Origin of the sequence: Nocardia goodfellowii (genome assembly GCF_017875645.1) — a bacterium.
GTDB classification, from domain to species: Bacteria; Actinomycetota; Actinomycetes; order Mycobacteriales; family Mycobacteriaceae; genus Nocardia; species Nocardia goodfellowii.
Window position 1 is genome coordinate 6,219,087 of the sequence record NZ_JAGGMR010000001.1, and the last position, 25,826, is coordinate 6,244,912.

General features: G+C 67.4%; 20 protein-coding genes. 9 read left to right on the top strand and 11 right to left on the bottom strand.

Going from position 1 to position 25,826, the window contains the following annotated elements; translation table 11 throughout:
• The first annotated feature begins 98 nt into the window (after positions 1-98).
• Together BJ987_RS28795 and BJ987_RS28800 are read left to right on the top strand one after the other, a co-directional pair.
• Complete coding sequence (locus tag BJ987_RS28795; protein ID WP_209896054.1) at positions 99-836, top strand: HAD family hydrolase; 738 nt, start codon at positions 99-101, stop codon at positions 834-836.
• Entirely contained in the window at positions 833-3,205 is a 2,373-nt protein-coding gene (locus BJ987_RS28800) for a glycoside hydrolase family 65 protein (RefSeq protein WP_209896056.1), read from the top strand. The genes BJ987_RS28795 and BJ987_RS28800 overlap by 4 nt, the downstream gene beginning before the upstream one ends.
• A gap of 4 nt (positions 3,206-3,209) precedes the next feature.
• Here BJ987_RS28800 and BJ987_RS28805 read toward each other — a convergent pair whose 3' ends face one another.
• From BJ987_RS28805 to BJ987_RS28845, 9 genes are all read right to left on the bottom strand, one after another.
• The gene (locus tag BJ987_RS28805) at positions 3,210-3,809 is read right to left on the bottom strand and encodes a maleylpyruvate isomerase family mycothiol-dependent enzyme (RefSeq protein WP_209896058.1); all 600 of its coding nucleotides are present in this window, start codon (positions 3,807-3,809) and stop codon (positions 3,210-3,212) included.
• A gap of 95 nt (positions 3,810-3,904) precedes the next feature.
• Complete coding sequence (locus BJ987_RS28810; RefSeq protein WP_209896060.1) at positions 3,905-4,318, bottom strand: SCP2 sterol-binding domain-containing protein; 414 nt, start codon at positions 4,316-4,318, stop codon at positions 3,905-3,907.
• Positions 4,315-5,175, bottom strand: a complete 861-nt coding sequence (locus BJ987_RS28815) for an SDR family NAD(P)-dependent oxidoreductase (RefSeq protein WP_209896062.1) — start codon at positions 5,173-5,175, stop codon at positions 4,315-4,317. The genes BJ987_RS28810 and BJ987_RS28815 overlap by 4 nt, the downstream gene beginning before the upstream one ends.
• Positions 5,172-6,515 carry a cytochrome P450 gene (locus tag BJ987_RS28820; RefSeq protein ID WP_209896064.1) on the bottom strand — a complete coding sequence of 448 codons (1,344 nt, stop codon included), beginning with the start codon at positions 6,513-6,515 and terminating at the stop codon, positions 5,172-5,174. The genes BJ987_RS28815 and BJ987_RS28820 overlap by 4 nt, the downstream gene beginning before the upstream one ends.
• A gap of 17 nt (positions 6,516-6,532) precedes the next feature.
• Positions 6,533-9,193, bottom strand: a complete 2,661-nt coding sequence (locus BJ987_RS28825; RefSeq protein WP_209896066.1) for an aminotransferase class III-fold pyridoxal phosphate-dependent enzyme — start codon at positions 9,191-9,193, stop codon at positions 6,533-6,535.
• A 17-nt stretch (positions 9,194-9,210) separates the two neighbouring features.
• The gene (locus BJ987_RS28830; protein WP_209896068.1) at positions 9,211-10,071 is read right to left on the bottom strand and encodes a beta-ketoacyl-[acyl-carrier-protein] synthase family protein; all 861 of its coding nucleotides are present in this window, start codon (positions 10,069-10,071) and stop codon (positions 9,211-9,213) included.
• 2 nt (positions 10,072-10,073) lie between these two features.
• Positions 10,074-11,153 (bottom strand): 3-oxoacyl-ACP synthase III family protein, encoded by a 1,080-nt coding sequence (locus BJ987_RS28835; protein WP_209896070.1) that lies wholly within the window; start codon positions 11,151-11,153, stop codon positions 10,074-10,076.
• 161 nt (positions 11,154-11,314) lie between these two features.
• Positions 11,315-12,184: a ParB/RepB/Spo0J family partition protein gene (locus tag BJ987_RS28840; RefSeq protein ID WP_209896072.1), complete on the bottom strand. Its 870-nt coding sequence runs from the start codon at positions 12,182-12,184 to the stop codon at positions 11,315-11,317.
• Positions 12,185-12,401: 217 nt separating this feature from the next.
• Positions 12,402-14,648 (bottom strand): MMPL family transporter, encoded by a 2,247-nt coding sequence (locus BJ987_RS28845; protein WP_209896074.1) that lies wholly within the window; start codon positions 14,646-14,648, stop codon positions 12,402-12,404.
• 110 nt (positions 14,649-14,758) lie between these two features.
• On the opposite strand from BJ987_RS28845, the gene BJ987_RS28850 reads away from it, so the two are divergent.
• Both BJ987_RS28850 and BJ987_RS28855 read left to right on the top strand, forming a co-directional pair.
• A complete protein-coding gene (locus tag BJ987_RS28850; protein ID WP_209896076.1) occupies positions 14,759-15,436 on the top strand; it encodes a TetR/AcrR family transcriptional regulator in 678 nt (225 codons plus the stop codon).
• 103 nt (positions 15,437-15,539) lie between these two features.
• Positions 15,540-16,754 carry a saccharopine dehydrogenase family protein gene (locus BJ987_RS28855; RefSeq protein ID WP_209896077.1) on the top strand — a complete coding sequence of 405 codons (1,215 nt, stop codon included), beginning with the start codon at positions 15,540-15,542 and terminating at the stop codon, positions 16,752-16,754.
• Here the strand turns inward: BJ987_RS28855 and BJ987_RS28860 are convergent.
• A complete protein-coding gene (locus BJ987_RS28860) occupies positions 16,722-17,339 on the bottom strand; it encodes a TetR/AcrR family transcriptional regulator (protein ID WP_307869787.1) in 618 nt (205 codons plus the stop codon). The two genes, BJ987_RS28855 and BJ987_RS28860, sit on opposite strands and share 33 nt — an antisense overlap.
• Positions 17,340-17,392: 53 nt before the next feature.
• On the opposite strand from BJ987_RS28860, the gene BJ987_RS28865 reads away from it, so the two are divergent.
• The 5 genes from BJ987_RS28865 (at position 17,393) to BJ987_RS28885 (ending at position 24,895) form a co-directional block, all read left to right on the top strand.
• Entirely contained in the window at positions 17,393-19,612 is a 2,220-nt protein-coding gene (locus tag BJ987_RS28865; RefSeq protein WP_209896079.1) for a glycoside hydrolase family 3 C-terminal domain-containing protein, read from the top strand.
• Between the two features lie 829 nt (positions 19,613-20,441).
• On the top strand, positions 20,442-21,599 hold the full coding sequence (locus BJ987_RS28870) for a lipase family protein (RefSeq protein ID WP_372446957.1): 1,158 nt from the start codon (positions 20,442-20,444) through the stop codon (positions 21,597-21,599).
• A gap of 133 nt (positions 21,600-21,732) precedes the next feature.
• Complete coding sequence (gene galT / locus BJ987_RS28875; protein WP_209899251.1) at positions 21,733-22,800, top strand: galactose-1-phosphate uridylyltransferase; 1,068 nt, start codon at positions 21,733-21,735, stop codon at positions 22,798-22,800.
• Between the two features lie 38 nt (positions 22,801-22,838).
• Complete coding sequence (gene galK, locus BJ987_RS28880; RefSeq protein WP_209899254.1) at positions 22,839-23,945, top strand: galactokinase; 1,107 nt, start codon at positions 22,839-22,841, stop codon at positions 23,943-23,945.
• Positions 23,942-24,895, top strand: coding sequence for an aldose 1-epimerase family protein (locus tag BJ987_RS28885; protein WP_209896081.1), 954 nt, complete (start codon positions 23,942-23,944; stop codon positions 24,893-24,895). Before galK ends, BJ987_RS28885 begins: the two co-directional genes overlap by 4 nt.
• Here BJ987_RS28885 and BJ987_RS28890 read toward each other — a convergent pair.
• Entirely contained in the window at positions 24,831-25,769 is a 939-nt protein-coding gene (locus BJ987_RS28890; RefSeq protein ID WP_307869788.1) for an STM4011 family radical SAM protein, read from the bottom strand. The two genes, BJ987_RS28885 and BJ987_RS28890, sit on opposite strands and share 65 nt — an antisense overlap.
• Positions 25,770-25,826: the final 57 nt, after the last annotated feature.

Sequence of the window (25,826 nt, forward strand, 5' to 3'; positions counted from 1 at the left end):
ATGTGATCGAGCTCGCCCGGCAGCGATAGCTCTCGGCCCGAGCACAATTCCCCGGCAGCGCCCGGTTTGCCCGGCTCGATCCGGGAAAGCTCCGGAGTATGGGTTTTCCAGCTTCGATCACGGTGGCATTGTTCGATCTCGACGGTGTGCTGACCGATACCGCGCAGGTGCATCGGCGGGCGTGGAAGGAGACGTTCGACGCTTTTCTGGCCCGGCGAATCGGGGACTCGTACGAGCCGTTCAGCGACGACGACTATCTGGAGTATGTGGATGGACGGCCGCGCGCGGATGGCGTCCGGGAGTTCCTGAGATCACGGGACATCACCTTGCCGGAGGGCGATCCCGATGACCTGCCCGGAGATTCGACGGTGCACGGGGTGGGCAACCAGAAGAACCAGCTGCTGCTGGCCGTGATCGAACGCGACGGGATCCGGGTGTATCCGGAAGCGGCGGGGTATGTCTCGCGGCTCCGCGAGGCGGGGCTGGGCATCGGGGTGGTGACTTCGTCGGCGAACGCCGAGGCGGTGCTGACGGCCGCGAAACTGGCGCACCTGGTCGACGTCCGGATCGACGGCGTGGAGATCGCCGAGCGGGGTCTGCGCGGTAAACCCGCGCCCGATTCCTTCGTCGCCGGTGCCACGGCTTTCGACGTAAAGCCGGAGCAGGCTGTGGTTTTCGAGGACGCGGTGGCCGGTGTCGAAGCGGGACGGGCGGGCGCGTTCGGGTACGTGGTGGGCGTCGATCGGGTCCGCGACGGCAGGCACGCCGAGGCGCTGCGCGCGGCCGGCGCGGATGTGGTGGTCACCGATCTCACCGAACTGGAGGATCGGCGATGAAGCGCGACTGCTCCGGCTTCGACATCGCGCCCTGGGAATTGCGCTGGTGCGGGCTCGATCTCGACGCATTGCATCGCACCGAATCGATCTTCGCGCTGTCCAACGGGCACATCGGGTTGCGCGGCAGCTTCGAGGAGGGTGAACCGGTGGGCAAACCCGGCACCTATCTGAACGGGTTCTACGAGAAGCGCGAATTCCCTTATGCCGAGGGCGGTTACGGCTACCCAGGCGACGGCCAGACGATGGTGAACGTCACCGACGGCAAGATCATCCGATTGCTCGTCGAGGACGAGCCGCTCGATATGCGCTACGGCAAAGCGGTGGAACACGAACGGGTGCTGGATTTCCGGTCGGGCACGTTGCGCCGCACCACGGTGTGGACCTCCCCCACCGGCCGCAATGTGCGGATCAATTCCGAGCGGCTGGTGTCGTTCACCGACCGCGCGCTGGCCGCGATCCGCTACGAGGTGGAGCCGCTCGACGGTGACATGGACCTGGTGATCCAGTCGGATCTGCTGGCGAACGAACCGGTTCCGACCCAGGCCGGTGATCCGCGGCTGGCCGCGGTGCTGGATCGTCCGCTGGTCTCGGACTTCTCGGCGGCGCGGGATTTCAGTGCGGTACTCGCCCACCACACCCGCCGCTCCGGGCTGCGGATGGCGGCGGGCATGCACCACGAGTTGAGCGTGACCGAGACACCGCGCTGCGATATCCACGCCGAGGACGATCTGGCCCGGCTGACCGTCGCGGTCGATGTGGCTCAAGGCGACAAGCTATGTCTGACAAAGTATCTCGCTTACGGCTGGTCCAGTCGCCGGTCCACCCCCGCGCTGCGGGCTCAGGTGGACGCGGCGCTGGCCGCCGGACTGGAAACCGGCTGGGACGAACTGCTGACCCGACAACGTCAGTACCTGGACAACTTCTGGGAGCACGCCGATATCGAGATCGACGGCGACCCGGAATTGCAGCAGGCGGTACGTTTCGCCATGTTCCACGTCCTGCAAGCCGGCGCGCGCGGTGAGACGCGGGCGATTCCGGCCAAGGGACTGACCGGCCCCGGCTACGACGGGCACGCGTTCTGGGACACCGAGACTTTCGTCCTGCCGGTACTCATGTACACCAACCCGATCGCGGCGGGAGACGCACTGCGCTGGCGGCACGCGACCCTGGACCAGGCCCGGCAACGAGCCCATGAGCTGGGCCAGCCCGGAGCGATGTTCCCGTGGCGCTCCATCAACGGCGAAGAGGGTTCGGGGTATTGGCCAACCGGTACCGCGGCGGTCCACGTGAACGCCGATATCGCCGACGCGGTGGTGCGCTACCTGGCCGCCACCGGCGACGAGCAGTTCGAAACCGAATGCGGCGTGGAGCTTTTGGTGGAGACCGCCCGGCTCTGGGCCGGTCTCGGACACTTCGACGCGGCCGGCGCGTTCCGGATCGATCGGGTCACCGGACCCGACGAATATTCGGCGCTGGCCGACAACAACGCCTACACCAATCTGATGGCGCAGCAGAATCTGCACGAGGCCGCCGAGGCGTGTGTCCGCCGGCCCGAGATCGCGCGCCGCCTCCGGGTCGAGGACGCCGAGATCGCGGCCTGGCGGGACGCCGCGAAACGCATGGCGCTGCCGTACAACTCGGACCTGGGCGTGCACGAACAATCAGAGGGCTGTACCCGGCACGCCCGCTGGGATTTCGCCGCGACACCGCCGGAGAAGTATCCGCTGCTGCTGAATTACCACTACTTCGACCTGTACCGGAAGCAAGTGGTGAAGCAAGCGGACCTGACCTTGGCGATGTACCTGCGGCCGGAGATGTTCACGCCCGAGCAGAAGGCCCGCAACTTCGAGTACTACGAGGCCCTGACGGTGCGCGACTCCTCGCTGTCGGCCTGCCCGCAATCCGTGCTCGCCGCGGAGGTGGGCCATCTGGGCTTGGCCTACGCCTATTTCGGTGAGGCCGCGCTGACCGACCTGCACGATCTGCACCGCAACGTCTCCAACGGGCTGCATATCGCGTCGCTGGCGGGGACCTGGATCTGCTGTGTGGGTGGCTTCGGCGGCATGCGCACCAGCGGCGGACGCCTGTGCTTCGCGCCGCGACTACCCGGGGAGCTCGACCGCTTGGCCTTCCGCATCATCTGGCGAGACAGCCGGATCGCGGTGGAGATCACCCGGGAGACCGCGACCTACCGGCTGCTGTCGGGTGCGTCGCTCACCCTCCGGCATCATGGTGAGCCGTTCGAGCTGACCGCCGCGCCGGTCACCCTGGCGATTCCGGAGTTGCCGGTCAAACCCGCCCCGGCGCTGCCCGAAGGCCGCGCACCGTACGACCGGCGACAAGCGAGGAATTCCGGGACCAAGCCCTGAGGCCTCAGGCCTGCACGCCGGTGGAGACCTCGCGCCCGGTGGCGATCAGCAGCAGGTCGACCACCGGCGCGCGCACTTCCTCGGGTCCGTCACCATGACTCCACCGCGCATCCGTCGCGATCAGGCGCTTGCCGCGCAGCCGCTTCTTGGCACCGTAGAACATGCTGCCCAGCGCGTAGTCGAGCGGCGCGACCACCCGTTCGGCCGGTGGGCGGTAGTCCCGCCCGAGCGGCCGGGCGATGTCCTGCCCGTGCACGATGATGTCCACCAGCGGATCGAGCGCACCCGCGCCCGGGGACCGCCGATGACAGTCCGCGCCCGCGCGCAGCAGCGCGATCAGTTCGGTGGGCGTGTACCGCACGGCCTGCCGGCGCGCCGCGTCCGCGTTCGCCCGGTCCCAATTCCCCCTCGCCCGGATGACGTCCACGAGGACCGAGCGCACCGTGTCGCGGTTGGACAGCGTCAGATGTGCGAGCACCTCGTGCACGGTCCATCCCGCACACAGCGACGGCCGCCGCCACTCGTGCTCGCTGAGACCCTCGAGAAAGTCCGCCAGCGCCAGCCGCTCGTCCCGCACCTGCTCCTGGATCTGTACACGGTCCATGATTCTCAGTCTCCCGGTCGTTCGGATGCTCTCCATACAGACCCGGCGGCCCGCCGAAATTCATCGGCGGGCCGGAAAAGCGTCACCCTGGGCGTTCAGGGGAACCAGGTATCCAGGCGCATAGCGGTCGGAATACTGCCCGTGATGCGCATCTTCCGGGTCGCCAGCAGGTGCACGCCGCTGGCCTGGCGGGCGATGAGGCGCAGGAAGGAGACGTCACCCAGGGTGATGGTGACCGCCGGAGCGGCCGGGATGGGGCCGGGTGTGGCGGTGCAGACGCCGTGCCGGATGTGCATGTCCCAGGTGTCGGGGCGGATTCCGATCTGCCATCGGATCAGCGCGTCCACCTTGCGCGTCTTTCCGGAATCGACTCCGGCGCGCCATATTTCGAAGATCCGCCGCAGGATTCGAGGCCGCTCGACCGGGTCGGCCATGATGTCGAGCAGTTCGTCGTCGGACGAACTGGTGACCAGGTGCTGGAACTCGGCTTCGGTGGTGTCACTGTTCATTTCGCTTCTCGCAGTCCTTCGAGGGGCCTTCGGCGGACCTGGTCGAGCAGCCGAGCCCCTTCGGGGCCGACGACCCGCTGGTAGGCCGGTCCGAGCAGGCGCTGGAGCAGGTCCAGGATCCAGGCGTCCCGGCCGACCAGCACCCGGGCCCGTCCGGCGCGGACGCCGGACAGGATGGTGCGGGCCGCCGCGACCGGCGAAACCCCGGGGTCACGGTCGAACGCGGCCGCCAGGACATCCACGTCGATGCCGGCGGCCGCGTTCGAGTTCCGCACGATGGCGGTCTTGACGCCGCCCGGGCACACGCAGGTCACGCGTACCGGATGGCCGGCGGCCCGCAATTCCATGCGCAGCGCTTCGGTGAAGCCGCGGACGGCGAATTTCGCCGCGCTGTAAGCGCTTTGACCCGGGAACGCGACGAGGCCGAACACACTGGAGATGTTGACCAGGTGACCGTCACCGGAGGCGATGAGGTGCGGCAGGAACGCCTTGGTGCCGTGCACCACACCCCAGAAGTTCACCTGCATGACCCGTTCCAGGTCGGCGTACTCGGTTTCGGTGATCTCGCCGGTGAACGAGACGCCCGCGTTGTTGACCACCAGATGCACCGCGCCGAATTGCGTGCGCACCCGATCGGCGTAGGCGGCCATCGCACCCCGATCGCGCACGTCCAGCGGCTCGGCGCGGACCTCGCCGCCGAGCGCCCGCACCTGCTGCACCGTCTCGGCCAAGCCTGCCTCGTCGATGTCGGTGAGCGCCAGGCGAGCGCCGGACGCGGCCAGCTGCCGCGCCAGCGCCTGCCCGATGCCCGAACCGGCGCCGGTGACCACCGCGGTCTTGCCGACGAATTCGCTCACCGTCCGTCACCACCGATCTCGACCAGCGGCGGCGCGCTGATCCTCGCGCCCTTGGCCGGGGCGAAGGCGACGTGCTTGGAGCTGGCCCGCTCCGGACCGCGCAGATCGGTCGTGATCTGACGGCGGGCCAGCAGCACCCGCAGCACCTCCGTGGCCTCCATCAACGCGAAGTTGGCTCCGACACAGCGGCGGGCGCCGCCGCCGAACGGAGCCCAGAGGCCGGGTGGAATCGGACCTTCGAGGAAACGCTCGGGCCGGAATCTCGCCGGCTCCGGGAAGTTCACCGGGTCGTTCTGCACGATCCCGATCATCGGCATGACCGTGCTGCCCTTGGGCAGGCGATAGCCCGCGAGTTCGACGTCCTCGGTGAGCGTCCAGGTGACCTCGAAGATGACCGGATGCATCCGCAGCGATTCCTTCACCACGGCTTCGAGATACGCGGTGTCGTCCAGAACCGCGGCCTTGGCCGCCTCGCGGGCCACCTGCCGGTCGCGGGCCAGCTCGTGCAGCGCCCACGCCAGCCCGGTCGCGGTGGTTTCGTGTCCGGCGATCAGCAGGGTGATCAGCTGATCGCGGATCTCCAGATCGGACAGCGCGTCTTCGCCGTCGCCGGCCACCAGCAGCCGGGACAGCACGTCGGTGCGCTCGCTGAGGCCGGAGCTGGTGCGGCGCTCGGCGATCACCTCGTAGACCAGCGCGTCGATCTCCCCGACCAGTTTCATAGCGCCGCGCCAGGGGCCGACCCGTTGCGCGCCAGGCACATTCAGGCCCATCAGCACGATCAGGTCCATGTCCAGCAACCGGCCCAGCAGTGCCCGCATCCGATCGAAGCGCGGTCCCTCGGCGATGCCGAACGTCACCCGGGACATGATGTCGAGCGTCAATTCCCGCATCCGGTCGTGACTTTCGAACGACGTGGCCACCGGCCAGCGGTCCACCTCGGCGACCGTGAGGTCGCGCACGATGTCCAGGTATCCGCGAATCGCGTTGCGTCCGAACAGCGGCGCCATCAACTTGCGCAGCCGCTTGTGCTCGTCGCCGTCCACCATGAACACCGACTTGTGCCCCATCACCGGCGCCATCACCCGATTGCCCTCGCCCGCCGAGAACTGCGACGGCGGCGCCGCGAACATCGCGGCGATGTGCTGGGGGTCGTAGAGCAGAATCACCTTGCGCCACGGGTAGATATCGATCGATACGACATCCCCGAACTTCGCCCGCAGACTCGCCGCCCAGCGGTGCCGCCACCAGGTGAACAGCACCGATTGCAGCACGGGGGGCAGCCGGGGCCCCGGCGGTCTGGCCAGCAGGGTGCCGCGCCCGGTTTCTATGCGTCGCATCAACATCGTGTCGTCCTTCACGCGAGAAACAGTCCGTGCTCTTCCATTTCGCCGATGCACTTGGCGAAGGCATCGGCGATGTGGTCGAGATCGGCGGTGGTGTGCGCGGCGTTGAGGAACATGCCGTGCAGCTCCGGGAAGTAGACGCCGTATTTGCGCATGTAGTACGCGAGCGCCAGGCTGGCCTTGATGTTCGTGCCGGCGATCTTGTCGCGCACCAGTTTCGGTGTCGCGTAGTCGAAGGCGATGTTGAACATCGAGTGCGCGCCCTTGACCTTGCAGGCGATGCCGCGTTCGTCGGCGGCGGCCTTCATATCGCCGATCAGGCGGCGGGTGTTGTCGTCCAGGTCGGTGTAGATCTCCGGGTGCTTGCCGAGGTGTTCCAGCACGGCCTTGCCGGCGGCGGTGGTGATCGAGTTACCGGACATGGTGCCGCCGACGAAGGCGCGTTCGTCCACGTCCCGGAACGGATCACCGGTCGTGCGACCGGTTTCCATGAACTCCGGCAGACCCGCGACCGCGCCGCAGGGCAGACCGCCGCCGATGATCTTGCCCAGTGCGGTGAGATCGGGACGCACACCGGCCAGGTGCTGAGCGCCGCCGAAGTGCACCCGGAACCCGGTGACCACCTCGTCGAAGATCAGCACTATGCCGTGGCGCGTGCAGGTTTCGCGTAGCTGGGTCAAGAACGCGGTGTCGTAGCTCAGCGTCGCGCCCGGCATCGGTTCCACGATGACGGCCGCCAATTCATGGGCGTGCCGGGCGATCGTGTCGAATGCCGAGGGATGCCCGTATTGCAGCAGCACCGTCCCCTCGGTCACCGCCTTCTGGCCGCCCGCCGAATTGATGGGCGCGGGCTGGTATTTCGCACCGCTGAACACGAACCACGAGCTGACCGTGCCCTGATCGGAGAAGCCGTGGTAATGGCCCTCGAACTTGGCGACCCGGTCCCGGCGGGTGTGCGCGCGGGCGATGCGCAGCGCCACCTGCACGGCTTCGGTGCCCGAATTGCACAGCACCACATTGGACAACGGGTCGAAGGCGTCGGCGATGATCTCCGCCAGCTCCAGTTCGGACCGGTTGCCCATGGCGTTCACGCCACCCTTGGCCGCGGCCCGCTGAATCGCCTCGACGGCGACCTCGGGGGCGTAGCCGAGGATATGCGGGCCGTAACCGCAGGAGAGGTCGATGTATTCGTTGCCGTCGATGTCGCGGACCCTGGACCCCTTGGCCTCCTCGATGATCATCGGGTACTGACTCGGCATCACATAGCGGTCCAGGTGGGTCGGCGCGATCAGCGCACGCTGCGGGTTGTTCTTGGCCGCCATGGATTTCGGGCTCATCTGCCCGATCACCTCGTCGAACTCCGCCTGCAGTTCGGCGTTCATGTACGGCGAGTATTTGTCGTTGAAGCGCCGGGCGTTGGCCCAGATGTCGATGTCGGGGTCGACCACGGTGACGAAACCCTCGCCGGTCAGGAAGGCCAGCGACAGGAGGGTGAACCGGGTGGTCGGGCGGGCACCGTAGCCGGCGACCAAGTTGCTGGCATCATCGAAGAACGACATCGTCGACCAGCGATCGCTCTGTTCCTGGAAGTGGTGCGCCAGAATGGCTTCCAGCCGGCGGGAGTAGGTGTCCCAATGCTGGTCCAGGGTGCCGCGATCATCGATGAAAGCGTTGGTGAACCGGGTGACGGCCAGGTCCCATTCCTGCCGGGTGCAAGCGAAGTAGAAGGCGGCCAGCCCCCACTTGTCCTCCTCGTTCAGCTCGCCGACCAAACCGAAGTCCAGCACGACGATCTCGCCACCGGGCCGGAACATGATGTTGCCCGGATGCGGGTCGACATGGAACAGGCCGTGGAAATAGGCCATGGTGTCGAACATGTCCTGCAGCCGGCGCGCCAGCTCCGGGCGATGCTCGGCCTCGACGAGTTCGTGTACCTGTTCGCCGGAGACCGCGTCGATGAACTCCATGACCAGAACCCGGTCGCTGGAGTACTCCTGGTACACCCGGGGCACCCGCACGAAGGGGTGGGCGAGGAAGTTCTCCGCGATGGCCTGCTGACGTCCGGCCTCGGCGCGCATATCGGTCTGACCGGTGAGATAGGGCCGCAGCTCGCCGAACAACGCGGGCGCGTCCAGCTTCCGGACCGCGGGCACCAGCCGGTCCGCGGCGCCGAGTAGCACACCGAGCACCGCCGCGCTGGCCCGCAGCCGCTCCGGAACACCGTGCTTGACCACCTTGAGGGCGACCTTCTCCCCCGTGTGCAACACCGCGCGGTGCACCTGGGCCACCGAGCCGACAGCGACCGGCTCCCAATCGAATTCGGAGAACAGCTCGCCGACGGGTGCGCGCAGTTCCTGCCGCAGCGTCTCGGTGAGTTCGGCGCGGCTCATCGGGGCGAGCCCGGAGAAGAAGTCCCGGAACTCGTCGGTGGCGTCCTTGGACAGCAGACCGGTCTGAGTGCCGAGCACCTGGCCCGCCTTCACGTAGAGCGGACCCATGCGCAACAAGTAACCGCGCAGCAGCCGGGCGGCCGCTTTCCGGTCGGTATCGCGTTTGGCGGCGCCGCTGAGCAGGTAGCGCGTGCCGTACAGGCCGGTCCACCACAGCAGACGGCCGGCTTCGACGGCGGCCATGCCCGAGGCGGCCACGGGGGATGTGGATTTCGCGTTCATGTCTTTCCTCCAGAGATTCAGAGCCCGTAGGGCGCGCAGGCCGCGGCGAAATGGCCGTCGGCGGCGAGAAACAGCGCATGGCGGGCCCGGCCGCGAGGTTCGGCCGCCAGCCACGCGCGGTAGGCGAAGGGCAGGGCCGCGCTGTGCGGGTCGGCGGCGGTGCCAGGCGTGTGCACCTCGTCGATACCGGCAGCGGCGGCAATCGATTTCGCGAACCCCGGGCGGGGTTCACCGGCCAGCAGGACGCAGTCGGCGGGATCGAGGCCTTCCTGTTCCAGGCAGCGCAGCACGACCTCGGTCGCGATATCCAGGCCGCGTTCGCGCGCGGCCTCGTCGGGCTGGTCCAAGGCGATGACCCGGCAGCCCTCGGATCCCATCGTGGCCAGCGGCATATAGGCGAGCGGCCGGGCCGGTGCGGTGGTGCGTCCCCGGTAGACCGTGCCGAAGCCGGTGTCGTCCGGGCTCGGGGCGACCACGACCGCGGCGGCACTGGTCAGATAGGGAAAGTCCGGATGCTCACCCCGGGACGGATGGCCCTCGCCCGCCACGATCACCGTCTTGCGCGCACCGGTCACCGCGGCCACCTGCACCGCGTCCAGGAAGCCGCACGGCCCGTTCATGATGTCGAAGGACAGGGCGGGCGTGCGCTGCCCGTGGTACCGCAGATTGATGCCGGCCTTCTTCTGGATGAGCGCGGCGATGGCCGGTTCGACGATGTTGTCGTCGCGGTGGATACCGGTGTTCAGCAGCAGCGCGACCTCGCTGTTGTCGATACCGGACCGGTCCAGGACTTCGCGGACGGCCAGGGCGGAACGTTCCACCGAACCCGCGCCCGCCGAGGCGCCGACGGTGACCGAGGAGATAATGGATACACGCATGATCAAGCCTTCAGTGCGGAGACACGAACGGACATGTGGCCGTAGACCATTCCGGAGGCGGACGGCACGATGAGGACCTTCGAGCCGGGCGCGATGGTGCCGCGCTTCAGATGGTCGTGCAGGGCGACGAAGTGCGAAGTGGACGCGGTGTTGCCATAGCGTTCCAGCACCGTGAGACTTTCCGGCGCCGGACGGCCCGACTCGCGCTCCAGCAGCGCGTTGATGTAATCGAGAGCACGGGCGCTGAATTGGTGATGGATGATGAAATCGAGTTTCTCGCTGTCGATATCGCCGCCGCGCTCGCGCAGGTAGTCCAGGTACCAGGTGATGCCCTGCAGATACCGTTCTTCGGTGTGCATCGACTTGTTGTCGGTATACATGGCGATGCCCTCGCTGTTCCGGCTCGGGCCGCCGATGCAGAATTCGGCGTAGGACGCCGAGGTCATCAGATCGACATAGTCGATGATGTCCGCGTCATCGGTTGCTCGATCCAAGAGCACGCACGCGCCGGAATCACCGACGGACAGCGAAGCGAATTGCGGATCGTATTTTTCGGTGATCTCCCGCACCGCGGTTTCGGCGATCGGGGTTATCTGCTCGCCACTGACCACGATGCCGTTGCGGGCGATGCCGGCCCGAATCATCCGATCCAGCACCATGATTCCGGTGACCATGCCCGCACAGGCATTGCAGATATCGAAGGCGACCGCCTGCTTCGCACCGATCCTTTCGGCCAGCAGAGCGGCCAGCGACGGTTCGAAACCGTAGTGTCGCGGGCCGACGGTCCGGGTGATCGACACGGAGATTATGACGTCCACGTCGCCCACTGCGTACTGCGACCGGGACAGGCAATCCTGAATTGCTTCGGTGGCCAGGGTGAAAGAGTCCTCGTAATTGTCCTCGGAATCGTCGTGGACCCGCCGTTCGCTGACACCGGTGAGTTCTTCGAGTGGCGGAAGCTTTCCGGCACTCAATCGCTCCGTATCGATGCGCGCGAGCAAGTCGGCCGTGCTGACCGACTTCTGGGGCAGATAGGTCCCGATCGATTCGATCCTGCTGTGAATATCACTTTCCGAACGCATCGGATCAGCTCCATTTCGGCTGCTTGGCATGCTTCAGAATTACCCGTCGAGGCCCATCGTCGCCTCTGCGCTTCATCTTTCGATATCGACGGCGCCCGGGTCAATAAAGCAGTCGATCGGCCATTCCAAAGAATGGCCGATCGAATCTGTGGAAATTCTGGCTACGAATTGCTAGCGACAGTCAGGGTCTGCTCGTCGAGCCGGTCGCCCACCCGCGCCGCGAACCGGCGCCAGGTCTCCGCGTTCTGCTGCGCGAGTTCGAGAATGAGATTGAGGCAGTGCTCGGGCAGTTGCTCGGCCAGCTCCGCCGATTCGGCAGGTGTGCGCGGCGCGGCATCGAGCCAGCGCAATAGCTGGCGCCCGGTCTCGGACAGGCGCAGCGACGGGTCCCGGCGCAGGCTGTCCATCATCGACGGCACCGAACGCATTGCCGTTACCGGGCTTTCGCTGGTCCGCACGGGGCGCGGCGGCGGCGCGACCGGCTCGCGCAGCCGCCGTACCCGTCCGTCGCGACCGAGCCGGCGCGAAGTCTGGGGAATTTCCCCACCGGCTCGCCGGCGGATCGCGCCGACGGTTTTGTGATCCAATCCGGCGACGGCCGCCACCCGCCGATCCGACCACAGCGGATACATCACCATCAGCCGCAGCGCGGCGGCTTTGCGGTCTTTGAGCGTCAACGGCAGGCCGTGTTCGGAATTGGCCTCGACCGCCAATACGAAGGCCTCCTCGGCGCTACCCTCGAAGAATCTGACCCGAATGGTCTGCTGCCCTTTCGATTTCGCCGCATGCAGCCGGTGCAGGCCGTCGATCACCTGCATGGTGCTGCGGTGCACCAGAATCGGCGGCAGCGGCGACTCGACCTGCGCGAGCACCTGGGCGTGCGCGACATCGACCTCCCGCACGCGCAGAAATTCACCGCGGGCAAGCGCCGCGATGGGAATGTCCACTACATTCCGCGAAACCCCGACCCGGGCGAGCCGGTCGGCGGCACCGTCGCCGTGCGTCACGCGAGCCGTAGCCTGTCCGTTCATACGCAACCCCGAAACACTCTAGAACCAATAGTCCGTCACACACTCGGGTCATCTCTCGCCGAAATCCTTGGACGACACCCCGCTGTGCCGAACCGCTTGTTCGGGACCAGCCGACGCGAAAAGTATTGCACGCCGGTAACTTTCAGACAACAATTCGGCCGCACCGAATTTCGGTGCGGCCGGACGGCTTGTCGGACACACTGGTCCGGGAATGGTCTCAGACAGTCGTGCTTTCCCGGACGTTCACCGAGATGGTCTTTCTGTTAAATCTCGGGTACCACCAGTTCCACCGGCCGAATATCTGCATCAGCGCGGGCACCAGCATCAGCCGCACGATGATCGCATCGATGGCCACGGCCACCGCCAGAGCGAACCCGATCTGCTTGTCCTCGAGCATGTGCGCTGTCACGAAACTGCCGAATACCACAACCATGATGGCGGCAGCCGTGGTAATCGGTCGCGCGGTATGCGCCAGGCCGGACGCGACCGCGCGTTTGTTGTCACCGTCGATATCGAATATTTCTTTGATCCGGCCGATCAGGAAAACCTCGTAGTCCATCGACAGCCCGAACAGCACGGCGAACACCACGGTCGGCAGGAATACCTGGATAAACCCACGGCTTTCGAAATCGAAGAGCGATTCTCCGAGCCCCCACTGGAATACCGCGACCGTAATGCCCATCGCGGCGGCGATGGCGATCAGGTTCATCACGATGGCCTCGATCGGCAACAGAATGCTGCGGAAAACGATGACCAGGAAGATGAACGAACTCGCCAGCACCAACCCGAATACCCAGGGCGATTTGAGGCCGATCTCCTTGGAGAAGTCCACATATTCCGCGGTTTCTCCGCCGACGCGCAGGGTCGGGCCGCCGTTCGCGGTCACCGCCTTCGCTTCCGCGCGCAGAGATTTCACCAGCGCTGTCGCCTCGGGCGCGTCGAAGGGCACGTTCAGGATCACCGTCGCCACCCGCCGTCCGCTGTCCGAGGCCTCGGGCAGCACCGATGAAATCCGCTTGTCACCGCTGAGTCCGGCGGCGAAGGCGTCGAAGCGATCGGCCTGCGCCGCGGTCAACGCCCCCTCGACCGGCCCGGTGGCCACGATCTGCACCGGCGCCAGCAGGCCCGAGGCGAACTTCTGCTCGATCACCTTCGCCGCCCGGCCCGACGGCTGGTCCGACAGGGCCGCGACCCCGGCGTCGAGGCCGAACTTGACCCCGGCCAGCGGCGCCGCGGAGAGCAGCAACACTGCGATCGCGGCGGTCGCGAACACCCATGGCCGGCGCATCACCAACTCGGCCCAGCGCTCCCATCCGCCGTTGGTCCGCTGCGCACTCGCGTCGGGCGGAAGGAATTTCGCGGGCAGCGCACCGGAGTTGATGCGTGGGCCGAGACCCGCCAGCACCGCGGGCAGCAGCGTGAGCGAGACCAGCAGCGCCGCCGTCACCGCGGCGGCCACGCCACCGGCGATGGCGCGGAAGATCGGTACCCGGACCACGAACAGCGCGCCCAGCGAAATCATCACGATCAACCCGGAAGCCAAGATATTGCGACCGGTGGTCTCCATCGTCACCGCGACGGCCTGCCTGGTGCGCTGCCGGATATCGCCGATCGCGCTGTGCGCCAGTTCCTCCCGGAATCGGCTGACCAGGAACATCGAGTAATCGATCCCCACTCCCGTGCCGATCATGGTCGCCACCGCGAGCACCAGCGTGTCGAAATGCATGAACGTGGACAACAGGTAGATCAGCCCGTACGCACCCGCGATACCGCCGAGCGCGACGCCCACCGGGACCGACGCCGCCACCAGCGCGCCCATCGACAGGATGAGCAGCACCAGGGCCACCGGCATGCCGATCAGCTCGGCCTTGGTGGTGTCGTCGACACCGACTCGCACCTGGTCGTTCTGCATCGGCGTGTGCCCCGACACACCCACCCAGATCGCGCCGGAGCCGTGCTGAGCGGCCTTGCGCGCCAGTTCGCCCGCGAGTTCGGAACGTTTGTCCGCCGAGCCCTTGATGCCCGCGATCGCGATGGCGGTGCGCTTGTCGTCGGACACCAGCTTCGCCGGTAGACCGTCGAACGGCCCGATGACCTCCGAAACCCCTGGTATGCCGCGGATTTCGGTGAGTACCGCTCGCACCTTGTCCTGAAACTCGGGGCTGTCGACCGAGCGGTCCCGGGAATCGAAGACGATGACGTCCTGCTCGGCCCCGATCGCGGGGAAGTGCCGGGCCAGAATCTTGCGCGCCTCCGCCGATTCGGCCGCGTCGACGCCGAATTCCGGGGCCTGCAAACGATGTTCGAGGGCGGGCACCGATACCACACAGGCCGCCAGCAGCACCGCCCACACCGCGAGCGTCAGCCGCCAGTGCGAGGCGATGAACATGCCCCACCGGTGCGCCGCGCCGGGGCGTTCCGGCGGCAGCCCGACGCGCTCGGGTCTGGTCTCCACTTGCGTCATGGCCCCGCCTCCAAACTGGAAGTGACTTTCAGATATCCGGAGTCTATGAGCCTTTCCCGCCATCCTGCAAGTCACTTTCCGTTTTTCACCGCTGGTTGTACGCTCGACGGATGTCTCGTTCAGCGCCGAACGCCTCCACACCGGCCCGCGGCACCTCGGTGTGGGAGCGCAAGAAACTGCAGGCCATGCGTGAGATCCAGCGCGCCGCACTGGACCTTTTCGACGAGCACGGGTTCCGCTCGGTCACGGTCGAACAGGTAGCCGCCGCCTCGCACGTCTCCCCCAGCTCCATCTACCGCTACTTCGGCACCAAAGAAGCACTGATCCTCTGGGACGAATACGACCCCAAGCTGATCGAATTGCTCAGCCAGAACAGCGATTCCGTGGTGACGCCCGCGGAGTTCGTCGAGGAGATCCGCGCCTCGATGCCGGCACTGATCCACGAACTCGCCTCCGACGAAGAGCGGATCCGCCGCCGGATGCGCTATGTGGCCACCGAAACCGACGTCCGCGACGGGCTGGCCCGGGAGACCCGCCAGCTCGAGGACGTACTGCGCCGAGTGGTCGGCGCGCGGATCGGCCGCGATCCCGACGATCTCCAGATCCGTCTGCTCTCGGCCATGCTGGCCTGGGGCTTCGACGCGGCACTGGACTACTGGGTGGAAACCGACTTCGACCTGCCGCTGGCCGACGCCTTGGGCTACGCCATCGAGGCGCTGACCCGCAGCGCCGAGGCGGTCCTGGGCTTCCCGGTCCCGCGCAGCCAGGGTCCGCGGCACAAAAACTGAAAGTTGCTCGCAATTTCTCCGGGGAGACGTATAGTCGAAGCAATCTGATAGTCACTGTCAGGTTTCACACAGTGAGCGACTTCGACTCAGGGGAAGGTTCGCGATGACGAAGATCTTGATGCTGGGCGGCGCGGGACAGATGGGACGAGCCGCCGCACGCGTACTCGCCGCCGCACCGGCGGTGGACCACCTGGTGGTGACCGACCTGCGAGCGGACCATGCCGAGACAGTCGCGAAAAGCTTGGGCGACAAGGTGTCCGGGCTCGGCCTGGACATCACCGACCGGCGGGCGTTGCGGCTGGCGCTCGAGGACTGCGACCTGGTGCTCAATACCGTCGGCCCGTACTACCGATTCGGGGTGCCGATCCTGGCGGCGGCCATCGAGGCCGGGCGCGACTATGTCGATATCTGCGACGACTGGGAACCGACCCTCGCCATGCTGGAGCTGCACGACCGAGCCCGAGCCGCGGACGTGGTCGCGCTGGTGGGCATGGGGGCCAGTCCCGGCGTCTCGAATCTGCTCGCGGTGACCGCCGCGCGGGAGCTCGATACCGTCGAGTCCGTGGTGACGGCCTGGAGCGGCGGCGACGCGCGGGAGGCCGGGGGGATGGGCGGGAACAGCCCGAACGCGGCCTACCTGCACGCGATACACCAGATCACCGGCACCATCAAGGTCACCCGGGACGGCGCGCTGACCGATCGGCCGGCACTGGAGGAGATCACCCTGGACTACCCCGGGATCGGAGCCGGGAGCGGGTGGACCTTCGGCCATCCCGAGGCCGTGACCCTGCACCGGGCGTTTCCCGAACTGCGCGACAACACCAATCTCATCACCGGCGGCCGGGTGCTCATCACGATGTGCCGGGCACTGCGCCTGTCGGTGGACCGCCGGCTGCTCAGCCCGCATCGTGCCGCCCAGTTGGCGCATCGGGGCATGGCGCTCCTGCCCCCGGGCACCATCGGATCAGGCGCGCTGCCACCGCTGTTCGCGCTCGCCACCGGCACCCGCGCGGGCGAGAAAGCCACTGTCGCCACCGCGCTCGCCCAGATCCCCGGGCGCGACATGGCCGTGAACACGGGTGTGCCGTTCGCCGTCGCGGCCCTGCGACTGGCGACCGCGGACGCCGCGCCCGGCGTGCACACCCCCGAAACCTTGCTCGACCCCGACGCCTACTTCGCCGCCCTGGCACCGCACTGCATCGGCAGCCCCGCACCGGAGGCCATGACCGCGACCACCCGCTCCTGGTGCAGTGCGGCGGAAAACGCCGCCAGCCTGCAGACCTCGCTATTGACGGCTTTCTTCGCCGCGAACACCTGAGGGCTCGCCGACCAGACGCCAGAAGTACGCGATGTGGTCGGCCATGTCGACGCTCGGGTCATACATCCACTGCATCTGCAGACCATCCATGACCGCGAGCATGAGCACGGTGACCCGCTCGTCGTCGAGATCGTCCGGCAACCGACCGGCCTCGCGCAGACGCCGCACGCCCGCGGAGATCTCGGCGCGCGCGGCCCGGTATCGGTCGCGGAAGAAGTCGTGGGCCGGGTGGCCGGGCTCGGCGGCCTCGGAGGAGAACCGGGAGTACAGCTGCACCAGGCCGGGGACCTCGGCATTGTGGCGAACCAGCCGCTCCATGACCCCGGCCATATCCGGCGGCCCGTCGCCTTCGGGGCCTCCGTAGCACCGCAGGTCCACCTCGTCACGGCGGCGCAGGATCTCGGTGAACAACTGCTCCTTGGTGCCGAAGTAGTGCAGCAGGCCGGTCTGGCTGAGCCCCACCGCGTCGGCGAGCTCGCGCACCGTCGTCCGGCTGTACCCGTTGCGGGCCACGATCTCCAGCGCCGCGGTCAGGATTTCTTCCCGCTTGGCAATGCCTTTCGAATACGCACCACGTTGTACCACCGGCCCGACCTTACCCTTGTGCACTAAAACCGAATGCCATACTGTTTTCGGATATGACTTTCGAACTCACCGAGTTGTCCCTGGCGGAGAAGGCGGCGCTGGGCAGCGGTCAGGACTTCTGGACCACCAAAGCCGTCGGCCCGGTCCCCTCCCTCGTGCTGACCGACGGGCCGCACGGCGTGCGGCGGCAGGCCGGAGCCACCGACCATCTCGGTCTCGCCGGGAGCCTGCCCGCGACCTGCTTCCCGCCCGCGGTCGGCCTCGGCCAGAGCTGGGACGCGGAACTCGTACGCCGGGTCGGCGTGGCGCTCGGCCGGGAAAGCCGGAACTTGGGCGTGGATGTCCTGCTCGGGCCGGGCATCAACATCAAGCGAGATCCGCGCTGCGGCAGGAATTTCGAGTACTACTCCGAGGATCCGGTACTCACCGGCGTGCTGGGGGCGGCTTGGGTGCAGGGCTTGCAAAGCACCGGTGTCGGCGCTTCGCTGAAGCATTTCGCGGCCAACAACACCGAGCACGATCGGATGCGCTCCAGCTCCGATATCGATCCGCGCCCGTTGCGGGAGATCTACCTGCGCGCCTTCGCGCACATCGTGCGCACGGCCGAGCCGTGGACGGTGATGTGTTCCTACAACCGGATCAACGGAGTACCCGCCGCCGAAAACCGCTGGCTGCTCACCGAACTCCTGCGCGAGGAGTGGGGATACCAAGGGCTGGTCGTCAGCGACTGGGGTGCGGTAAGTGACCGGGTCGCGGCCGTCGCGGCGGGGCTGGACCTCCAGATGCCCAGCAGTGGAAGCGCTTCCGACGACGCGGTGGTCGCCGCCGTGCGAGCCGGGACGCTGGATCCGGCGGTCGTCGACCGCGCCGCCGAGCGGGTGGCGGCGCTGGCCGCCAAGGCCGTGGCGGGGCGCGCCGACGTCGAACCTCACGATGCGCCGGAGCACCACGCATTGGCCCGGGAGGTGGCCGCGCAGTGCATTGTGTTGCTGCGCAACGATGGCGGCTTGCTGCCGCTGTCGCCGTCACGGTCGATAGCGGTCATCGGTGAATTCGCCGAAAGCCCGCGATACCAGGGCGGCGGTAGCTCGCACGTCAATCCGACGCGGGTCGACACGCCACTGGCCGAGATCCGTGCGCTCGCGACCGGAACAGTCACTTATGCGCAAGGTTTCACCACCGACGGCAGCCCGGCCGGGGCGTTGTCCGAGGAGGCAGTGCGCGCGGCGGCGCAAGCGGAGGTCGCGGTGCTGTTCCTCGGCTTGGCGGCGAGCCAGGAGTCCGAAGGCTTCGACCGCGACCACATCGAGCTGCCCGCCGGGCAGCTGGCCCTGCTCACCGAAGTGCTTGCGGTGCAACCCGATACCGTGGTCGTCCTGGCGCACGGCGGCGTGCTGCGGCTGGCGCCGATCGGCGCGCCAGCCATCCTGGACGGCGCGCTGCTCGGTCAAGCCGGTGGCGGCGCGATCGCCGACGTGCTGTTCGGCGCGGTGAATCCGTCGGGCCGGCTCACCGAGACGGTGCCGGTCCGGATTCAGGACACCCCCGCCTACCTGAACTTCCCGGGCGAGAACTCGCACGTCCGATACGGCGAAGGACTGTTCGTCGGCTACCGCTGGTACGACGCCCGCGAGCTGGAAGTGGGTTACCCCTTCGGGCACGGACTTTCGTACACGAGCTTCGAATACTCCGACCTCGCCGTGGACTCCGCATCCGCCGACCTGACCGTGTCCGTCACCATCACCAACACCGGTGACCGGGCCGGGCGTGAAGTGGTGCAGTGCTACACCGCCAAACCGGACTCGACCGTGGTGCGCCCGCCCCGCGAACTGAAAGGCTTTCGCGGTGTCTACCTGGAACCCGGTGCCGGCGAGCGTGTTCGGATCACCATTCGCCGCGAGGATCTCGCCTACTGGGAGACCCGCACCGACCAGTGGATCGTCGAGGACGGCGACTACGAGGTATCGGTGGGCGCGTCCAGCCGCGATCTTCGTTGCGTGGCAAAGGTTTCCGTTTCCGGCGACCAGGTCCGGCTGCCGCTGAGTCTGGAATCCACCCTCGGCGAGATCATGACCGACCCGAACGCCGGACCCGTGCTGGAATTCTTGGCCGGCAACGCGCCCGCCGGGATGGCGGCCGACGGCGGCGACGCCCTGGGCCTCGATCTGGCACGAATGATGGCCTCCGTTCCGTTGGGAAAGCTGGTCGCGTTCGGGGCCGGAAGCCTGGCGGAACTCGAACAGGTCATCGCGAAGGTCAACGGTCCGAGTTGAGGAGGCGCGCCCGCGCCCGCGGACGGCCGTGGACCGGCCTCGGTGTCGGGCGTGGGCGGGCTCCCCCTTCGATCGTGTCAATCGGCGTTGCCTTCGTGTGGCCGCGCCGCCGCAGCCTCCGTCCACGGCATAGGTCGAGAATCGGTACCGTAAAAGCGGAATCGAGGCGACGCTCCTGAGACAGGTCGTCAGCGGAGCAACCGATCAGCCGGACGCGGTGAGCGTCTACGGCGATGGCTACCAGGCACGAGCCGACATCTCGCGGTTCGGCCCGTCAGCCGGTGCGCGCCGAGCGACCTCGATATCGGGCCCCAGCCATCGCCGTTGGACAGCCGCAGTACCTTCGCCTACCCTTCGCCCCAGGTCACCTCGCACCATCAGGTTGCGAGACTTCGACCGACTACGCGAACGACAGGCATCTGGTTGAGAAACCCGCAGGCAGCACCGGGTGGGCGCGGACCACGGCACAACCAACCCAGACGGTCCGGTCGATCCTGTGCCGCCGCCCGGCGATCCCGAACCGACGCTCGCGCCGCCCTTCCGATCGAGACCCCTCGACCCCATCTGTCTGGGTCGGAGCGCACCGAGAATGCAGGTCACAACGGTTTCGCGGCACTCATGTGATCAGAATCAAAGTACTTTCACTACCGAAAATTCAAGATCAGCCCTGTGATACGTTCACGCCCGCGGCCGGTGCTCTCGCGCCACCGCCCCAACCCACCCCGTCGGCCGACGACAGCCCGGTACCAAACCTGCTGCGGCGCACTGTCGGCCATGCTGCTATGCCCGAAAGAAGATCGTGACCGCTTTCCTCCTCCGCTCTCTCACCCTGGCACTGAGCATCATCGCCGTGGGTCTGTTCGCCGCGCCGAGCAATGCGGAACCGCTATATCCCCAACCAGATCCGGACCCGTTCTACGCGGTGCCGGCCGACCTCGGCAGGTTCGCGGCCGGTGACGTGGTGCGGACCCGACGCATCGACACCGGCCCGTATGTCGGCACCGAGGGCTGGCAGGTCGCATTCCGGTCGACCAACTCCTCGGGCGACCCGATCCTGGGCATCACCACCGTGCTGCTGCCCGCCGGAGTGCGGAACCCACCGCTGGTCTCCTACCAGGCACTGATCAATTCCCTCGGTACCCGATGCAACCCCTCGCGGTCGCTGTTCAACGGCGAACTCCAGGACGCGCCCGGCGCGATGCTGCCGATCGGCCGCGGCTGGGCCGTCTCCCTGCCGGACTACCTGGGCCCCAACGTCTCCTACGGCGCCGGTCGGCTCAGCGGCATGGTCACCCTGGACAGCGTCAAGGCCGTCCAGCGCGCCACCGAACTGGGTCTGTCGAATTCGCCGGTCGCCATCGCGGGCTACTCCGGCGGCGGCATGGCCACCGCCTGGGCCGCCGCGCTGCAGCCCAGCTACGCGCCCGACCTGAAGATCGCCGCGGTCGTCGCGGGCGGCATCCCGGCCGATTTGGAGCAGATGGCCCTGGGCCTCGGCTTCGAGCCGCACCCCGGCTTCGGCCTCGCCTTCGCCGCCGCCATGGGCCTGGAGCGGGAGTACCCGGACCGCCTGCCGATTTCCGATCAGCTCAACGAGAACGGTTTGTGGTTCCGGGAATTCACCCACGACGCCTGCCGCCGCTTCCTGCTGTTCCACGGCGCCTTCCGCAGCGCCGAACAGCTGGCCGCCTCCAAGAGCCTGATGGACAGCCCGGTGGCGCGAGAGGTACTGCACGAGAACAGCTTGCGCTACTTCGACGGCGTCCCGGCCGCACCCACCTACATCTGGCAAGGCCGCTTCGACACCCTCACGCCGTACAACACGGTCGAGGAAACCGTCAACCGCTACTGCCGTGCGGGCGCGCCCGTGAAACTGGTGACCTATGACATCGCCGAGCACATGACCGCTGCGGCGGCCGGCTTCACCGAGGCCTGGAACTACGTGGAATCCCGCTTCCGCGACGAGCCGGTGCCGACCAGCTGCTGACCTACCGGTGGCGGGGAGCGAACGGCTCCCCGCCACCGTCGTTTCACCCCGACTTCAGCACCACCCAGGCGCGGTTGCTAGATATTTGCTGGCGGTCAGCGATACTGGATCGGTGATCAAGACCGAACGCGACTTGGCCGACGGCCGGATAATCCGGTATTACGACGCCGCCCCGGTGGCGCGGATGGCTGTCGACACCCGAGACCTGCCCACCGCGCACACCACCTCACAGGCCCGGTTCGACCCGTTGCTGGGCGAGTGGGTAGTGGTGGCCTCGCATCGGCAGACCCGTACCTTCCTGCCGCCCGCGGATCTCTGCCCGCTGTGCCCGTCGACTCCCGAGCGGGCCACCGAGATCCCCGAAACCGATTACCAGGTAGCTGTTTTCGACAATCGGTTTCCGTCGCTCACGCCGGTGCACAGCGCGTTGCCGGAGTCGGTGCCGGGTGCGCCGCACACGCTGCTGCGGGACGGGTTCGGCAAATGCGAGGTGGTGTGCTTCACCAGCGCCCATGATTCGTCGTTCGCCCAGCTGGAACCGGTCCGGGTGCGACTGGTCGTCGACGTCTGGGCCGAGCGCACCGCGGAGCTGGCGAGCCTCGACGGCATCGGGCAGGTGTTCTGTTTCGAGAACTCCGGTGCGGACATCGGGGTGACGCTGTCGCATCCGCACGGGCAGATCTACGCCTACCCGTTCGTCACACCACGGGTCGCCAAGATCGCCGCCAATGTCGCCGACTATCGGAAAACGCACGGCGCCAACCTGTTCGGCGAAATACTCGCCGCCGAGCGCGCGGCCGGGCTGCGGGTCGTCGCGGCCAACGAGGAGTGGACCGCCTTCGTGCCGCCGTTCGCGCGCTGGCCCTACGAGGTGCAGTTGTATCCGCACCGGCAGGTCGCCGACATCCCCGATCTCGACGACGCTCAGCGGGACGCCTTCGCGCGGCTCTATCCGGATGTACTGCGCCGGTTCGCCCACCGCTTTCCCGCGCCGATGCCGTATGTGGCAGCCTGGAATCAGGCGCCGACCCTCAATTCCGCTGTGCCGCGCCAGGACTGGTGGCTGCACCTGCAGCTGTTCTCGATCCGGCGGGCGGCGGACAAACTGAAGTATCTGGCGGGATCGGAATCGGGCATGAATGTGTTCATCAGCGATACCACGCCCGAACAGGTCTCGGCGGAACTGCGGGAGGTGCGGTGAGTCAGCTATCCGAGGGTGCGTCGATGGATGTGCCGGCGATGAGCGCGGGCGGCATCTGGGCCGCGCCCGGCCGGGTCAACATCATCGGTGAGCACACCGACTACAACGGTGGCTACTGCCTGCCCATGGCTTTGCCGCAGGTGGTGCGCTGTACGGCGATGCCGAGAACCGACGGCCTGGTGCGGGTGTCCTCCCAGCAGCATCCCGGCGAACGGATCGACGTGCCGGTACCGGAGCTGGCCGAGTCACCGGTCGAGGGCTGGGCCCGTTACCCGCTCGGGGTGGTGCACGAGTATCACCGTCGCGGGCATCGGATTCCCGGAGTCGATCTGGAACTGGACGGGTCGGTACCGATCGGCGCGGGGCTGTCGTCCTCGGCGGCGATCGAGTGTTCGGTGGCGATCGCGTTACGCGATCTGTTCGGGTTGCCGGTGTCGGAGGCCGATCTCATCGATATCGCGAACAAGGCCGAGAACGACTATGTGGGCGCACCCACCGGCACCCTCGACCAGACCGCGTCGATCCGCTGCACCGCCGGACACGCCCTGTTCCTGGACGCGGGAACCGGCGAAACCTCGCAGGTGCCTTTCGATCTCGCCGCCGCCCGCCTGGCACTGCTGATCGTCGACACGAATACACCGCACGCGCTGGTGGACGGCGAGTACGCGCGACGGCGACGCGAATGTGAGGCCGCCGCAGCCGAATTGGGGGTGTCCAAGCTCCGCGAGATCACCGATATCCGGGCGCTGTCGGCCCTGACCGACCCCGTTCTGCGGCGGCGCGCTCGGCACGTGGTGAGCGAGAACGCCAGAGTCCTCGCGGTGGTGGAGGCCCTGCGAAACGGGGGCGACCCGCGCGCCATCGGTCCCATCCTGACCGCCGCGCACGCCTCGCTGCGGGACGACTTCATGGTGTCCACCGCTCAGCTCGACACCGCGGTCGAAGCGGCGCTCGACGCCGGCGCGCACGGTGCTCGGATGGTGGGCGGCGGGTTCGGCGGCAGCATTATCGCGCTGGTCGACGCGAACGCCACCGACCGCGTCGTCGCGGAAGTCGAAAAACGTTTCCAGGCAGCTTATTTCGCCGAACCCCGGGCGTTCGTGGCGGTGCCGTCGGCCGGTGCGCGACGGGTGGATCAGGGATGACCCCGCCACCACCGGAGCCGGTGGCGAGCCCAGCGCCGTCCGGACAGCAGTTCCGGATCGCACGAGGCGAGCAAGAAGCGGTGATCGTCGAAGTGGGCGGCGGTATTCGGGAGTACCGCGTGGGCACACGCGAGGTTTTCCAGCCCTATGACCTCACCGCGATCGCCGACGGCGCGCACGGGGCGGTGCTGATTCCCTGGCCGAACCGATTGCGTGACGGCAAGTATCGCTTCGGCGGGGTCGACTACCAGGTGCCGCTGTCCGAGCCGTCGAAAGGCAATGCGATCCACGGTTTCCTGCGCTGGCGGCCGTGGCAGGCCACCGAGCGAGCCGAGCACGAGATCACCATGCGCACCGCGGTGTATCCGCGGCCGGACTACCCGTTTCATCTCGAAGTAGCGGTGCACTACGCGCTGTCCGACCAGGGTCTGACTGTGACGACCACCGCCACCAACGCCGGTGCGGTTCCCGCGCCGTACGGCTGCGGCCACCACCCGTATCTGTCGCCGGGCAGCGGGCCGATCGATGACGCGATCTTGCATTTCGACGCGGGCACCCGGATCCGCACCGACCCGTACCGCCAGCTACCGGCTGGCACCGAAGCGGTCACCGACACACCGGAATTCGATTTCATGAGCCCGCGGCAGGTGGGCTCGGTGGAGATCGACCACGCGTTCACCGATCTGGCGCGAGACGACGACGGACTCGCGTGGGTGCGGCTGCGCGGCACCGACAAGCTGGTCGCCGAACTCTGGGTCGACGAGAGTTATCCCTTGATCCAGTTGTTCACCGCCGACACCCTCGCCGGCGCACACCGCCGCACCGGCCTCGCGGCGGAACCGATGACCTGCCCGCCCAACGCCTTGCAGACCGGCGACGGCGTCATCACGCTGGCCCCCGGCGCATCGGTGACAACCCGATGGGGAGCTCGGCTCGGCGTCGCCCGCTAGCCGGAATCCGCTCCAGGACACCACCCGCGAAAACGTCGTAGAGCGGCAACGTTTCCAGATGCACGTAGCCGATGTGACAGTCGCACACGGCAAGTGGGCAGGGTCTGGAACCCAGGGCCGCCCGGTAGCTGCCGTCGTAGAGGTTGCCGAGCTCGGTGCGGACGAAGTGGCATCGGCGTACGGTGCCTTCACCGTCCACGGAGATCACCGATTCGCCGGTGCGGCAGGGCATTCCAGCCGACCGGTGCGGGTGCAGGCTGTAGTCGAACAGCGGGTCGATCTCGCTCCACGCGGCGGCCTCGGCGTCGGAGAGCTGGTGTCCCTCCGGCGCGTTCACCCAGAGGTAGACGTGCTCGGGCAGGTCGGCGCGCAGTCTGCGGGCGGCCGCCAGATGGTCCGGAAATCCCACCACCCCGACGCTGAACCGAATCCCCTTGTGCACCAGGTCCGCACACTTGGCGGTGAACCTTTCATATGGGGTCTGGCCGGGATGGTAGGTGCACCACAGCGCGAGCGTGTCCGGGTCGGCGTCGGCCAGCCAGTCGGTGCGGCAACTCAGATTGGTCTGGATCGCGACTCGCCGTACCCGCGGCAGATGCGACAGCTCGACCAGTGCGCGGCGATACCAGGATCGGACCAGTCCCTCGCCCCACGGGGTGAACAGGATCGACAGGCGGTCCTCGCTCTCGGTCACCCAGTGCGAGAACCGCTCCAGTGCCGCGCGGTCGGCTCGCAACTGCTCGCGGCTGTCCCGGCGTTTGGCGAAGGGGCAGTACGGGCAGTCGTAGTCACACGAAGCCAGGGGGCCGCGATACAGAATCGTCAAATCGATCGGCTCGCTGGTCTTTTCCAGCTGCCACCGAGGGACGGGCACGGGCAAATTCTCGAGTGGCGATCCCAACGCTGTCTGGCCGCGCTGGCGGCACGATTC